General features: G+C 34.8%; 12 protein-coding genes. 10 read left to right on the top strand and 2 right to left on the bottom strand.

Annotated features, from left to right (window positions below; genetic code table 11):
- The first annotated feature begins 192 nt into the window (after positions 1-192).
- The 7 genes from PL77_RS04075 to PL77_RS04045 all read left to right on the top strand — a co-directional run bounded on the left by PL77_RS04075 (position 193) and on the right by PL77_RS04045 (position 6,482).
- Entirely contained in the window at positions 193-1,686 is a 1,494-nt protein-coding gene (locus tag PL77_RS04075) for an NAD(P)/FAD-dependent oxidoreductase (protein WP_044202060.1), read from the top strand.
- A 137-nt stretch (positions 1,687-1,823) separates the two neighbouring features.
- The gene (locus tag PL77_RS04070; RefSeq protein ID WP_044202058.1) at positions 1,824-2,660 is read left to right on the top strand and encodes a phytoene/squalene synthase family protein; all 837 of its coding nucleotides are present in this window, start codon (positions 1,824-1,826) and stop codon (positions 2,658-2,660) included.
- A gap of 3 nt (positions 2,661-2,663) precedes the next feature.
- Complete coding sequence (idi, locus tag PL77_RS04065) at positions 2,664-3,200, top strand: isopentenyl-diphosphate Delta-isomerase (protein WP_044202055.1); 537 nt, start codon at positions 2,664-2,666, stop codon at positions 3,198-3,200.
- 10 nt (positions 3,201-3,210) lie between these two features.
- Positions 3,211-4,665 (top strand): NAD(P)/FAD-dependent oxidoreductase, encoded by a 1,455-nt coding sequence (locus PL77_RS04060; RefSeq protein ID WP_044202052.1) that lies wholly within the window; start codon positions 3,211-3,213, stop codon positions 4,663-4,665.
- Positions 4,662-5,327 carry a carotenoid biosynthesis protein gene (locus PL77_RS30200; RefSeq protein ID WP_052444149.1) on the top strand — a complete coding sequence of 222 codons (666 nt, stop codon included), beginning with the start codon at positions 4,662-4,664 and terminating at the stop codon, positions 5,325-5,327. Before PL77_RS04060 ends, PL77_RS30200 begins: the two co-directional genes overlap by 4 nt.
- A gap of 2 nt (positions 5,328-5,329) precedes the next feature.
- On the top strand, positions 5,330-5,812 hold the full coding sequence (locus PL77_RS04050) for a sterol desaturase family protein (RefSeq protein ID WP_044202051.1): 483 nt from the start codon (positions 5,330-5,332) through the stop codon (positions 5,810-5,812).
- A complete protein-coding gene (locus PL77_RS04045; RefSeq protein WP_044202048.1) occupies positions 5,796-6,482 on the top strand; it encodes a lycopene cyclase domain-containing protein in 687 nt (228 codons plus the stop codon). The genes PL77_RS04050 and PL77_RS04045 overlap by 17 nt, the downstream gene beginning before the upstream one ends.
- A 63-nt stretch (positions 6,483-6,545) precedes the next feature.
- On the opposite strand, the gene PL77_RS04040 is transcribed toward PL77_RS04045, so the two are convergent.
- Together PL77_RS04040 and PL77_RS04035 are read right to left on the bottom strand one after the other, a co-directional pair.
- Positions 6,546-7,853 carry a TRAP transporter large permease subunit gene (locus PL77_RS04040; protein ID WP_044202044.1) on the bottom strand — a complete coding sequence of 436 codons (1,308 nt, stop codon included), beginning with the start codon at positions 7,851-7,853 and terminating at the stop codon, positions 6,546-6,548.
- A gap of 4 nt (positions 7,854-7,857) precedes the next feature.
- Positions 7,858-8,358, bottom strand: coding sequence for a TRAP transporter small permease subunit (locus PL77_RS04035; RefSeq protein WP_044202041.1), 501 nt, complete (start codon positions 8,356-8,358; stop codon positions 7,858-7,860).
- A 246-nt stretch (positions 8,359-8,604) separates the two neighbouring features.
- Here PL77_RS04035 and PL77_RS04030 point away from each other — a divergent pair, with 246 nt between their 5' ends.
- The 3 genes from PL77_RS04030 (at position 8,605) to PL77_RS04020 (ending at position 13,432) form a co-directional block, all read left to right on the top strand.
- A complete protein-coding gene (locus tag PL77_RS04030) occupies positions 8,605-9,333 on the top strand; it encodes an isoprenyl transferase (protein WP_044202039.1) in 729 nt (242 codons plus the stop codon).
- A gap of 39 nt (positions 9,334-9,372) precedes the next feature.
- Entirely contained in the window at positions 9,373-11,910 is a 2,538-nt protein-coding gene (gene bamA / locus PL77_RS04025) for an outer membrane protein assembly factor BamA (RefSeq protein WP_082026390.1), read from the top strand.
- A gap of 379 nt (positions 11,911-12,289) precedes the next feature.
- Entirely contained in the window at positions 12,290-13,432 is a 1,143-nt protein-coding gene (locus tag PL77_RS04020) for an acyl-CoA dehydrogenase (protein WP_044202036.1), read from the top strand.
- Positions 13,433-13,471: the final 39 nt, after the last annotated feature.

Genomic DNA, 13,471 nt, shown 5'->3' with positions numbered 1-13,471 from the left:
TTAAAAAAGGTTTCAAAACGTGCGTTTGGAGCCTTTTTTTGTATCAAAATACCTATGTCTAAGAATGTTTATTTATAATAGTTTGAAATAGAGTGACTAAACTCAATTTTTTGACTTAGCTTAAACAATTCCTCAACGTTTTTGTTTATATTCTTGTCTTAAATAGTTAAACAAAATACTTCAACTAAAAATATGGCATCAATAGGTATTGTAGGTTCAGGTTTTTCAGGTTTGTCAGCAGCAATAACCCTTGCTGATCAAGGACATGACGTTCATGTTTATGAAAAGAACGAACAAATTGGTGGTAGAGCTAGAACTAAGACGATTAACGATTTCACTTTCGATTTAGGACCATCATGGTATTGGATGCCAGATGTCTTCGAAAACTTCTTCGCGAAATTTGGTAAAAAAGTATCAGACTACTACGAACTAGAACGATTAGACCCTTCATATAGAATATATTGGTCAAGCACTGACTATACAGATATTCCAGCTGATGTAAATCAACTCGGGGACATATTTGAAGAATGGGAAACTGGAGCAAAAGATAAATTAATGCAGTTTATGGATGAAGCAGAAATCAAATATCAAATTGGTATGAATGATTTTGTGCACCGCCCTTCTTACTCCATCATGGAATTTGCGGAATGGCAGGTCATTAAAAACATTCCAAGACTTCATCTTATCTCTGATTTTGCGAGTTACATCAGAAAGTATTTTAAGAATGAGAAAATCCTTAAAATCTTAGAATTCCCAGTTTTGTTTTTGGGTGATGTTGCAAAAAGAACTCCCGCACTGTACAGTTTGATGAACTATGCCGATCTTAAATTGGGTACATGGTATCCAAAAGGTGGATTAGGAATGGTGATCAAAGGTTTTGAGAGCTTAGCGATTGAGAAAGGGGTAATATTTCATACTTCAACTCCCATTGACAAAGTAAATTGTGAGGGAAGAAGCATTACTTCTATGGAAAGCAATGGTAAAGTGATCAAACATGATGAATGGGTAGGAACTTGTGATTACAACTTCTTCGAACAGAAACTATTACCAAAACAATATAGAAACTACACTGAAGAATATTGGGATAATCGAAAAATGGCACCATCATGTCTGCTGTATTACATAGGAATGGATAAAAAGATTGGCAATATTCATCACCATAACTTGTATTTCGATACACCATTTGAGCCCCATGCAGAAGAGATTTATGATCATCCTGCTTGGCCAAAAAAACCATTGTTTTACATGTGTGCACCTTCAGTGAGTGATACTACAATTGCTCCAGAAGGAACGGAAAATTTAATGCTTTTGATTCCTGTTGCTCCTGGCTTGAAAGATACAGAAGAGATCAAAGAACATTATTTCAATGTGATTTGTGACCGATTGAAAGCATCAACAGGTACTGATATAAGAGATCACATTATAGTAAAAGAAACTTTTGCTCACAACGATTTTGTAGAAGCATATAATGCATTTAAAGGGAATGCTTATGGTCTTTCTAATGTTTTAAAACAAACAGCCTTTTTGAAACCATCTATCCGTTTTAAAAAGCTAGATAATATACTAATGGCAGGGCAATTAACAGTGCCTGGCCCAGGAGTTCCACCTTCTATTATTTCAGGTGAACTTGTTGCCAGAGAAATATTGAAGAAAAAAGGTTTAAAGGCTCCTGAAAGAGTTGTTTGATACAATATTCTATTTCCTTTACTTATGCCGTTTTTGATGTATAAGTAAAGGAATATTTAAATTTTACTCATCTCCAAGTATTTATAATAACTTATTGATACACACCAATTACACTATAACTTGAAACACTTAATGTAATGAAAAAGATTTATGACGACTTGTCTTATAACTTATCGAAATCGCTAACGTTAAAGTATACTACATCCTTTGCAATTGGAATTCGATTTTTAGCACCTTCACTTCGTCCAGCAATTTATGCTATTTATGGATTTGTAAGAGTTGCTGATGAAATTGTGGATTCTTTTCATGGGTATGACAAGGAACAGCTGTTAGATGATTTTGAGAGAGATTGCTATAAGGCAATTGATGATAAAATTAGTACCAACCCGATTTTACATTGCTTTCAAGAAGTAGTAAATCAATACGGTATTGAAAGGGAACTGATTTCTCTTTTTATCAGAAGTATGCGTATGGACCTCAATAAAACGGAATATTCTGAGGAGGAATATAAAAACTATATTTTAGGTTCAGCAGAAGTGGTAGGCTTAATGTGTCTTAGAGTTTTCTTGGAAGGCGACGAAAAAGAATACAGAAGATTAGAGCCTTTGGCGATGTCTCTAGGGTCAGCTTTTCAAAAAATCAATTTCCTAAGAGATTTAAAGGCAGATGTTCGTGATTTAGGCAGAGTTTATTTCCCTAACATTGATATTTCAGTCTTTAATGATGAAGTGAAAAAAGAAATAGAAGCTGATATTCAAAAAGACTTTGATCAAGGTTTTGAAGGTATTAAGCAGTTACCTAAAAAAGCACGATTTGGTGTGTATTTAGCGTATATATATTATACTAGGCTGTTTAGTAAAGTGAAAAATGCACCTGCTGAAACTATTTTAAAAGAAAGATTGAGAATTCCAGATCCGAAGAAATATATGATCTTATGTCAATCTTATATTCGTCATCAAGCAAATATACTGTAAGCTATGGAGAGAAATGATGTAATACTTGTTGACAAAAATGATCAACAAATAGGGGTGATGGAGAAACTTCAAGCCCATGTGGAAGGGAAGCTTCATAGAGCATTTTCCGTCTTTGTTTTTAATAATGAAGGAAAGCTTTTGTTGCAACAGCGTGCTTTGACAAAATACCATTCTGGGGGACTTTGGACCAATACATGTTGCAGTCATCCCAAGCCAGGGGAGGAGGTACATGATGGTGCACACCGTAGATTGGTTGAGGAAATGGGTTTCAATACTGAAATTGAATGGGTGGATCATGTGCTTTACAGGGCGGCCTTCGGTAATGGGCTTATTGAACATGAATACGATCATGTATTTGTAGGATATTATGATGGAATCATTAAGCCCAACCCTGAAGAGGTTGAAAGCATCAGATGGATTGATATTGCTGAATTAGAAACTTGGATGAAGAAAAAACCATCTGACTTTACGGCTTGGTTTGGTTTATGTTTAGAAAAAGTAAAGTATTATCTAGACGTGAAAAAACAAGCAATAGCATAACTAAAACTGAATGAAACAAGCTGTAATTATAGGAGGAGGAATAGCAGGAATAGCTTCCTCATTAAGACTTAATAAACTAGGCTATAAGGTGACTCTTTTAGAGGCCTCAGATACATTAGGGGGGAAATTGAGACAATTTGAAGCAGAAGGTTTTAGATTTGATCAAGGCCCTTCACTTTTTACATTACCTCACTTAGTAGAAGAACTTTTTGCTTTGTATGGGAAAAATGTAAATGAGTATTTTCAATATGAGGAATCCGAAATAGCCACTCAGTATTTTTTTTCTGATAAATCCATTTTTACAGCCTATTCAGAGCCAAAGAAATTTTCAGAAGAAGTTTTGAAGAAATGGGGAGTAAATGTTTCCCAAGTACTTCAAAATATCATTGATGATTATAATAAGACTTCACCTATTTTTATTGAAAACAGTTTGACAAAGGTATCCGATCTTCTTACTAAAGAAGTTTGGGTGGCGTTGCCTGTTTTGACAAGAATAGGTGTCTTTGAATCTTTACATCAATTCAATAAAAAGCATTTTAAACACCCCCAACTCGTACAGTTGTTTGATCGATATGCCACTTACAATGGCTCCAATCCTTACCAAACTCCTTCTATCATGAGAGTGATCAGTGCTTTGGAGCATCAGGATGGTGTGTTTTTTCCAAAACGGGGAATGCGATCTATTGTTACTTCTTTGGTTCAACTTGCGGAAGAAGAAGGAGTAACTTTCCTTACCAATAAAAAGGTGGAAAGTATCAGTGTCAGCAATCAAAAAAATATTAGAAGTGTGAAAACTTCAGATGGCGTTTTTGATGCTGACTTAGTGGTGTCAAATGTTGACGTGAACTTTTTTATTCCAAACATATTGGATAAAAAAATAAGAGTGCCTAGAGAGAAAGAATTGTCCTCTTCGGCAATGGTTTTTTATTGGGGAGTAAACAAGTCATTTGATCAATTGCACTTGCACAATATTTTCTTTTCTGAAGATTATAAAAAAGAATTTCAAGAAATCTTTGATGACTTTAAAATTCCTACTGATCCTACTATTTATGTACATATCAGTAGTAAGATTAATGAAGATGATGCACCAAAGGGATCTGAAAACTGGTTTGTAATGATCAATGTTCCGCCAAAACCAGAGTTATTTACAAAGGAAGTGATCGCCAAGGTTGAGAAAAGAGTGATGGCGATTTTATCGAAGCAATTAGAAACGAATCTGGAGGAAGTGATATCTTATTCATCTTATTGGTCTCCTAAGTTGATAGAACAGGATACTCAAAGTTGGAAAGGGGCACTTTATGGATTAAATAGCAATAAACTAAACAGTGCATTTTACAGACAAAGGAATAAATCGAAGGATATTAATAATTTGTATTTTGTAGGGGGGAGTGTTCACCCCGGTGGAGGTATTCCTCTTTGTTTAAATAGTGCCAAGATTGTCGAAGAACTAATAACAAACCAATGAAAGCAACATTATTGATATCGACTGCAAAATCCTTTTCAACCGAAAAGTGGGTCAAGATATTCTTATTTATATTTTATGCAGTGGGTTGTGTCGCTGCCTTTTTTCCATTAAATCAACTTATCCTTCCTTTTACACCCTTTTTACTTTTCTCCACTTTTTTAGTGTTACTTTATTTTGAAGATCAAAAGACCAACCGACTCAAGGTGTGGTATACTTTTGTTTTTATAGGTAGCTTTTTAGTAGAGTGGGTTGGTGTTCATAAAGGATTTCTATTCGGTGAATATGTCTACTTAGATAATTTAGGGTATAAATTAGATGGCGTTCCTTTATTAATTGCTATAAATTGGTTGATTTTAGCAGTTGCAGGAGTTACATTTAGTCGAAAAATAAAATTAAACATTTATCTTAAGGCAATCATTTCAGCAGCACTTGTCGTTCTGTTGGATGTATTGATTGAGAGAGTTTGTGAACCCCTAGGTTTTTGGAAGTGGGACGGAGGAATGCCACCATTAAAAAATTATATTAGTTGGTGGATATTTATGACAATATTTATTTTTTTACGATTGAAATTTTTAAGGTCTAATAATTCTATTTCAGTCTATATTTATATATTATTTTTCACTTATTTTTTCTTTCAAAACCTAGCGCTTATCCAACTTTAATTATGATTTTGAATATTTTTATAGTAGCGATGACTTTCCTGTTTATGGAATTTACAGCATGGGCAGCTCATAAATATGTGATGCACGGATTCTTATGGTCCTTACATCAAGATCATCATGAGCCTCACAAGTCATTCTTTGAAAAAAATGATTTATTCTTTTTAATTTTCGCTATCCCTTCATGGTTGGGTATTATGTTGGGTATGATGTACAATCATTATGTTTTTGTATGGATTGGAGCTGGTATAGCAATGTATGGATTGTGTTATTTCCTAACGCATGATGTTTTGATTCATAGAAGATTCAAATGGTTTGATAATACAAATAATCGATACTTCAGAGCCATAAGGAAAGCACATAAAGTGCACCATAAAAGATTGACAAAAGAAGATGGAGAATGCTTTGGAATGTTGATTGTGCCTTTTAAATATTGGAAAGAAGCCAAAAGTATAAAACAAAAAAAGAAGAATGCCAGCACTGTCTGATATCTATTTAATCATAAATATACTGGCTCTGATGGGGCCTTTATTATTAAGCTTCGATAAAAAAGTTGCTTTTTATAAAAGTTGGATAAGGTTTATTCCTGCTTTTTTTACAATGGGGGTAATTTACCTTCCTTGGGATATTATCTTCACCTATATGATGTATTGGGGATTCAACCCTGATTACCTTGTAGGTGTAAGTCTTTTTTATCTTCCTTTGGAGGAATGGATGTTTTTCTTCATTATTCCTTACTGCTTCCTGTTCATTTATGAATGTGTGATCGCGTATTTTCCAAGTACATTAAAAAAGACTTATTTGCCCGCTTACTTTTTTATTGGTGTGGCAATATCTCAAGCTTATCACGGTGGTACCTATTCAACCACTAACTTTTATGTGGTTTGCATTGCATTGGTATTAGTATATAAATTCTTGAATCAAGCTTTTTGGTGGTCTTATTTAATTACGCTTTTTCCATTTTTAATTTTTAATGGAATACTAACAGGTTCATTTACACCTGAACCAATTGTTTGGTATAACAGTGAAGTATTTTCCAACATTAGAGTATTTACAATTCCAGCAGAAGATTTTATCTATCTTTTAGGAATGATGTTACTTTGTTTTAGAGGTTGGAATATGCGTTTGTATTCATCTGACTATGAGCAAAGAGCTTAGTAATAGCTTAATATAAACAGGGAGGTGGTTTGCAGTCTTTTATAGATGTAAACCACCTCTTTTTTATTCTATTATACTTGGGAGGTAAGTCACAAGTTTTGGAAAACTGATCACCAATACGATTAATAAAAGTTGGATGCATATATAAGGAATGATTCCTTTATAAATTTGGCTTGTCTTGATGCTTTTGGGAGCTACACCTTTAAGATAAAAGAGAGAGAATCCAAAAGGTGGCGTTAAGAAAGAAGTCTGTAAATTAAGAGAGACTAATATTGCAACCCATAAAAGGTCAAGCTCATATAATGCAAAAATAGGAGTGACTACCGGCATAAAAATAAATATGATTTCTATGAAGTCAATAAAGAAACCGGCTAAGAAAATTCCAAAGAGAACCAAAGCAAGGAACATATATGGAGATAAATCTGCATTTTGAATAAATTCCACTAATATTTCATCTCCTCCTAAACCTCTAAAGACGAGTCCAAATGCTGTTGCTCCTACTAAAATCATAAAGACCATGCTCGTTAATGAACCACTTTCAAGAGCAGATTCTTTGACAGCACTCCATGTTAATTTTTTTTCTAATGCAGTGAGTAAAGTAGCAGCCAATGCACCGACTCCGGCAGCTTCTGTGGGAGATGCAATTCCCATAAAAATTGACCCTAAAACAGCTAAGATTAATACAAACGGTAAAACGAAAGTTTTTAATAAAGAGGTAAAACTTAAAGCTTTCTTAAATTCATCAATTTCAACTTTAGAAATAGAAGGCACTTTGTCAGGATTAAAACGAGCGTAAACATAAACGTATACTATATATAAAGTCACCAATAAAACTCCTGGAATTACTGCAGCAATAAACAAATCTCCTATTGAAATATTCATCACACTTCCCATTAAAATAAGAACAATACTAGGAGGGATAATCTGACCTAAGGTACCACTCGCAGCAATGATTCCTGTAGAGTACTCTGCTGAGTATCCTCTTTTTAGCATGCTCGGTAAACTCATTAAACCCATCGTTACAACTGTTGCTCCGACAATGCCGGTTGAAGCAGCAAGCATAGCTCCAACAATTGCCACCGAAATAGCAAGGCCGCCTTTTACTTTACCAAGCAGAATAGCCATTGTGTTTAATAATCGACTAGCAATGCCAGATTTTTCAAGCATAACACCCATATAGACAAAAAGCGGTACGGAAATCAGAATTTGATTACTCATTGTACCAAAAATTCTTAGAGGAAGTAGGTAAAATAAGTCAACACCAAAAGTGTAATAACCAAAAATGAGAGAAACACCTGCTAGAGTAAAAGCAACAGGATATCCTAGTAGTAAAGCCCCAAAAAGGCAGATAAATAAAAGAGCGAGAAGCATGTCGTTATTTTGTAGTTTTTAAAGAATAAAGTCCCTCGATTGTATTACCCATGCCTTGCAATAGTAATAAGATCATACTTGTAGGAATTGTAGCCTTAATGATAAATCGGTAAGGAAGACCACTAGGGTCAGTGGAATGTTCCATAATCTTGTAGGAATTGATGATGTAGGGGAGACTAGCATCAATAATTAACAAGCAGAAGGGAGTGAGAAAGAACAGAAAACCAAAAGTATTGATGTAGATCTTAGTGCGTTGAGAAAACTTTGAGTAGAAAGCGTCAACCCTCACATGTTTATCTTGCCTTAATGTATTTCCTGCATTTAACAGAAAGATACAAGCAAATAAATGCCATTCTAATTCCGCTATGGAAGCTGATGTACTATTGAAAAAATATCGCATCAATACATCAAAACAAACGATGATAATGAGCAACAAAGAGAAATAAGAGACAAAACTTCCAATTTTCTTATTCAGTAAGCTTAATTTGTTAGAAAATCTATTCATAGAGCAATAGCTGTGTTAAAAAATAGTATCTCATTGATACTGTGTACACAGCATGGATTAGTTTATTGAATGTAGAATGTTAACTTGTGTAAAAATACATTATTCTGATAAATATGTACTATTAGTTTTCATTTCAAAACTGTTTTTTGTTGTTATCTGCTCTATTTATCTTTAATTTCGCCCTTCAGCAAAGTAATGTAAATGGATTGGATTACTGAGCTCAGTTTTGTTTAGACAATTTTTAGAATGGATTACACGTTAGATAAGGCAAATGTACCTAATCATATTGCGATCATCATGGATGGTAATGGACGTTGGGCTAAAGGGAAAGGTGCAAAGCGAATCTTTGGACACAATAATGCTATAAAAGCAGTACGTGAAGCAACAGAGGGGTGTGCTGAATTGGGGGTAGATTATTTAACTCTTTATGCTTTTTCTACTGAAAATTGGAATAGACCAAAAGCCGAAGTCTTAGGTTTAATGAAATTGTTAGTATCAACGATTCGATCTGAAACAAAAACGTTGATGAAAAACAATGTCCGACTAAAAGCAATTGGAGATTTAGATCAGTTGCCTGGAGATTGCCAAAAAGAATTAGAGGAGTCAATACAACTAACCAAAGAGAATACGGGTCTAACATTAGTGTTGGCACTTAGCTATAGTGGTAGATGGGATTTGATTCAAGCTACAGAAAGAATGTGTCAAGCATTTAAGTCGGGAGAAATTGATGCAGTAAATGAAGATACGATCAAGAATTATTTATCTACTGCAGATATGCCAGATCCCGAACTTCTTATTCGTACTAGTGGCGAACATAGAGTGAGTAACTTCTTATTATGGGAAATTGCTTACACTGAATTATTTTTTACTAATGTACTTTGGCCTGACTTTAGGAAGAATACCTTACACGAAGCCATTTTTTCTTACCAAGGACGTGAAAGACGTTATGGTAAAACAAGTGAACAACTTTCATAAAGATCAAGGACAATATTAAAAAGAGATCAAGCAAAACGCATGATATCAACTAAAAGAACAGTTTTTAAACTGTTAACGTTCATCTCAATTTGGACATTCGCAATAACTACAACTTATGCTCAGTTTGGTACAAACTATGGTTCACAGAGTGGTAAGTACAAAGTTGACTATAGTACCCCGGTTGAATATACAATCGCTGGTATTGACGTTGTTGGTGCAGATTTTAACGATAAAAATGCATTAATCAACATCGCCGGTTTTAAAGTAGGGGAAAAAATTAAAATCCCAGGTGACGCTATAAGTAAGGCGGTAAAGAAACTTTGGAGATTAGGTATCGTTGGTGATGTTCAAATTAATGTCACTGAGATTCAAGGTAATGATGTATATCTTCAGATTGCCTTGAAAGAAAGACCAAAACTTTCAAAATTCTACTTTGAAGGTGTTAAAAAAGGGCAAGCAAAAACTTTAACAGACAAGGTACAATTGGTGAGAGGCCGTATTGTAACGGAATCAATGATTCGTAATACTCAAAACGTAATTAAAGCACATTATGCTGAAAAAGGTTTTAAGAATACGGAGGTGAAAATTGTACGTGAGAAAGATCCTGTTTTAGCCAACTCGGTCATTTTGAGAATTGATGTTAACAAAAACAGTAAGGTTAAAATCGATGACTTAAAGTTGACAGGTGTTGAAGAGTTGACTCAGAAAAAGGTGAAAAGAAAACTGAAGAAGACGAAAGAAAAACGCTTTGGTAGAATTTTTACTCCTTCTAAGTTTATTGCTGAAGAATACGAAAATGATAAGAAGTCATTAATTGAATACTATAACGAGGAAGGTTACCGTGATGCTGAAATCGTAAGAGATTCTGTTTATGATGTAAGTAAGAAATTAGTCAACGTAGAGCTAGACCTTTACGAAGGTAAACGTTACTACTATAGAAGTATTAACTGGACTGGTAACTATAAATATACAGACGAGCAATTAGCTAGAGTATTGGGTATTTCTCCAGGAGATGTTTACAATACCACAGAATTGAACAAGCGTTTGTCTTTTAACCCAAGTGGTGCAGATATCTCCGCTTTGTACATGGATGATGGTTATTTATTCTTCAATGTGACTCCTGTAGAAGTATTGGTGACTGGTGACTCTGTTGATATTGAAATGAGAGTCTTTGAAGGTGAACAAGCATATATTTCTAAGATTATAGTAAATGGTAACACTAAAACTTCCGATCACGTTGTGTATCGTGAAATTAGAACATTACCTGGTCAGAAATTTAGCCGTGCCGACTTGATCAGAACGCAACGTGAACTTTCAACTTTAGGTTACTTTGACCCTGAAACAATTGATATCCAACCTAAACCAAATATGTCAAATGGTACTGTAGATATTCAGTATGGACTAACGGAAAAGGCCAATGATCAGATCGAACTCTCTGGTGGTTGGGGTGGTTTCTACGGTTTTGTAGGTACAGTAGGTCTAGTTTTCAACAACTTCTCGTTAAGGAATGTAGGTGACTTCTCTAAATGGAGACCTCTTCCTGCAGGTGATGGACAAAGATTACAATTAAGAGTACAAGCTTCTGGTATTCAATATCAGACTTACTCTGTTTCATTCACAGAACCTTGGTTAGGTGGTAGAAAGCCAAACTCATTGACTGTAAGTTATAACTATTCAAACCAAAATTCTTATAGTGGTAACACAAAGATTGGTAGCTTAGGAATTAACGCAGCGACAGTAGCATTAGGTCGTCGTTTGAAATGGCCGGATGACTGGTTTACAATGTCCAATTCATTATCATTCATGGTCTATGACTTGAACAACTGGTTTGCTACAGGTTTTGGTGATTATAATAATGGTAAATCATATAACTTCACATTTAATACTACAATCTCAAGAAACAGTATTGACCAACCTACTTACCCACGTAGAGGTTCTCAGATTTCATTGAGTATTAGTTTAACTCCTCCATATTCATTATTCCAAGACAAAGATTTCTCTTCAACAGAAATTACGGATGAAGAAAGATACAAATGGGTGGAGTACAACAAGTGGATGTTTGATAATGCTTGGTACCAAGCCATTATTGGTGACTTAGTATTAGCAACAAGAGCACACATGGGTTTCTTGAATGCATATAATCAAGATAAAGGTTTAGGGCCATTTGAACGTTTCATCATGGGTGGTGATGGTCTTACTCAGCAGTTTGCCTTATTAGGAACAGAGACAATTGGTTTGAGAGGTTATCAAAACAACTCAATCGTACCTTATGAAACCAATGGTTTAGGTGGTGTTGTTTATAACAAATATGTTATGGAATTAAGATACCCTGTTTCATTGAATCCATCAGCTACAATTTATGTACTAGGATTTATGGAAGGCGGTAATAACTGGGCCTCATTTGATGAATTCAACCCGTTTGATTTATACAAATCGGCAGGTTTTGGTGCTCGTATTTTCATGCCAGCATTTGGTATGTTAGGTATTGACTGGGCATATGGTTTCGATGCACCTCCAGGTCAGAGAGATATCAGTGGTAGCCAATTCCACTTTACAATTGGACAGCAACTTAGATAATAAGATTTTATTTATAGATGGAAGCCTCTCGAATTCGGGAGGCTTTTTTTATGCATTCAAAATTAGAGGAAATATAAACGGTTCATTTTGAACTTAAATGATAAACGGAATGCTTAATTATAGGTTAAATCAAGAACTAATTATTCATTTATTATAAATTTAAAATGACTCTTTACTTGGCTTTCAAATTAAAAATGGAATTGTAATCTCTAAATTTCACCCATTTAAATTGTATTATTCTAATTTGATATAGCTATTCTTATTAATTATTTAACTAAAAATGTTTATTCCACACTTAAAAACTTTTTCTTTAAACGAAGCTTTGTATATTTGAGTAAACATTCACAATAAACACAACACAGAATTTACCAATTTACACATGAATTTTAAACTAACAGAAGAGCAGCAAGCAGTTAAGGACGCTGCTCGTGATTTTGCTCAATCTGAATTATTAGAAGGAGTCATCGAAAGAGATACTGAACAACGATTCCCTGCTCAACAAGTACGTCAGATGGGAGAATTAGGCTTTATGTCTATGATGGTTGACCCAATGTATGGAGGAGGTGGTATGGATACCATCTCATATGTATTGGCGATGGAAGAAATTTCTAAAATCGACGCATCGGCTTCTGTATCAATGTCAGTAAATAACTCTTTAGTTTGTTGGGGGTTAGAAAAGTACGGTACTGAAGAACAAAAGAAAAAGTATTTGCCAAGATTATGTTCAGGAGAGGCTATTGGAGCCTTTTGTTTGTCTGAACCTGAGGCAGGGAGTGATGCAACTTCTCAAGTAACAGAGGCCATTGATCAAGGTGATCATTACCTTTTGAATGGTACCAAAAACTGGATTACGAATGGGAATTCAGCTTCAGTTTACCTTGTAATCGCTCAGACAGATCGCGAAAAAGGGCATAAAGGAATCAATTGCCTTATCGTAGAAAAAGGAATGGAAGGATTCGTTGTAGGGAAGAAAGAAGATAAGTTGGGGATCAGAGGTTCGGATACACACATGTTGAGTTTTACCGATGTAAAAGTACCGAAAGAAAATCGTGTTGGAGAAGATGGGTTCGGCTTTAAATTCGCAATGGGAACATTAAATGGAGGACGAATTGGTATCGCTGCACAAGCTTTAGGTATTGCGGCAGGAGCTTATGAGTTGGCTTTGAAATATTCCAAAGAAAGAAAAACATTTGGTAAGCCTATTAGTGAACATCAAGCGATTGCTTTTAAGTTAGCTGACATGGCTACAAAAATAGAAGCGGCAAGGCATTTAGTGTATAAAGCTGCATGGCTAAAAGATCAAGGAGAAGATTATAGTGAAGCGTCGGCTATGGCAAAATTATATGCATCAGAAGTAGCAATGGACGTAACAGTAGAAGCAGTTCAGGTACATGGTGGTTACGGTTACGTAAAAGAGTATCATGTAGAACGATTAATGCGGGACGCTAAAATTACTCAGATTTATGAAGGAACATCTGAGATTCAAAAAATTGTAATATCAAGGAGTATCTTGAAAGATTAAAAAGAAAGCCGGTCAATAGTAGTATTGACCGGCTTTTAT

This window comes from Flammeovirga sp. OC4, from assembly GCF_000812565.1.
Classification (GTDB): domain Bacteria; phylum Bacteroidota; class Bacteroidia; order Cytophagales; family Flammeovirgaceae; genus Flammeovirga.
Note: the sequence above shows the minus strand (reverse complement) of the source record. Positions and strands in the feature narration are given on the sequence as shown.

What these genes read in the sequence shown, in the direction of transcription:
- PL77_RS04075 (WP_044202060.1), top strand. Translation starts at nt 193, where the DNA reads ATGGCATCAATAGGTATTGTAGGTTCAGGTTTTTCAGGTTTGTCAGCA.
- PL77_RS04070 (WP_044202058.1), top strand. Translation starts at nt 1,824, where the DNA reads ATGAAAAAGATTTATGACGACTTGTCTTATAACTTATCGAAATCGCTA.
- idi (WP_044202055.1), top strand. Translation starts at nt 2,664, where the DNA reads ATGGAGAGAAATGATGTAATACTTGTTGACAAAAATGATCAACAAATA.
- PL77_RS04060 (WP_044202052.1), top strand. Translation starts at nt 3,211, where the DNA reads ATGAAACAAGCTGTAATTATAGGAGGAGGAATAGCAGGAATAGCTTCC.
- PL77_RS30200 (WP_052444149.1), top strand. Translation starts at nt 4,662, where the DNA reads ATGAAAGCAACATTATTGATATCGACTGCAAAATCCTTTTCAACCGAA.
- PL77_RS04050 (WP_044202051.1), top strand. Translation starts at nt 5,330, where the DNA reads ATGATTTTGAATATTTTTATAGTAGCGATGACTTTCCTGTTTATGGAA.
- PL77_RS04045 (WP_044202048.1), top strand. Translation starts at nt 5,796, where the DNA reads ATGCCAGCACTGTCTGATATCTATTTAATCATAAATATACTGGCTCTG.
- PL77_RS04040 (WP_044202044.1), bottom strand. Translation starts at nt 7,853, where the DNA reads ATGCTTCTCGCTCTTTTATTTATCTGCCTTTTTGGGGCTTTACTACTA.
- PL77_RS04035 (WP_044202041.1), bottom strand. Translation starts at nt 8,358, where the DNA reads ATGAATAGATTTTCTAACAAATTAAGCTTACTGAATAAGAAAATTGGA.
- PL77_RS04030 (WP_044202039.1), top strand. Translation starts at nt 8,605, where the DNA reads ATGGATTACACGTTAGATAAGGCAAATGTACCTAATCATATTGCGATC.
- bamA (WP_082026390.1), top strand. Translation starts at nt 9,373, where the DNA reads ATGATATCAACTAAAAGAACAGTTTTTAAACTGTTAACGTTCATCTCA.
- PL77_RS04020 (WP_044202036.1), top strand. Translation starts at nt 12,290, where the DNA reads ATGAATTTTAAACTAACAGAAGAGCAGCAAGCAGTTAAGGACGCTGCT.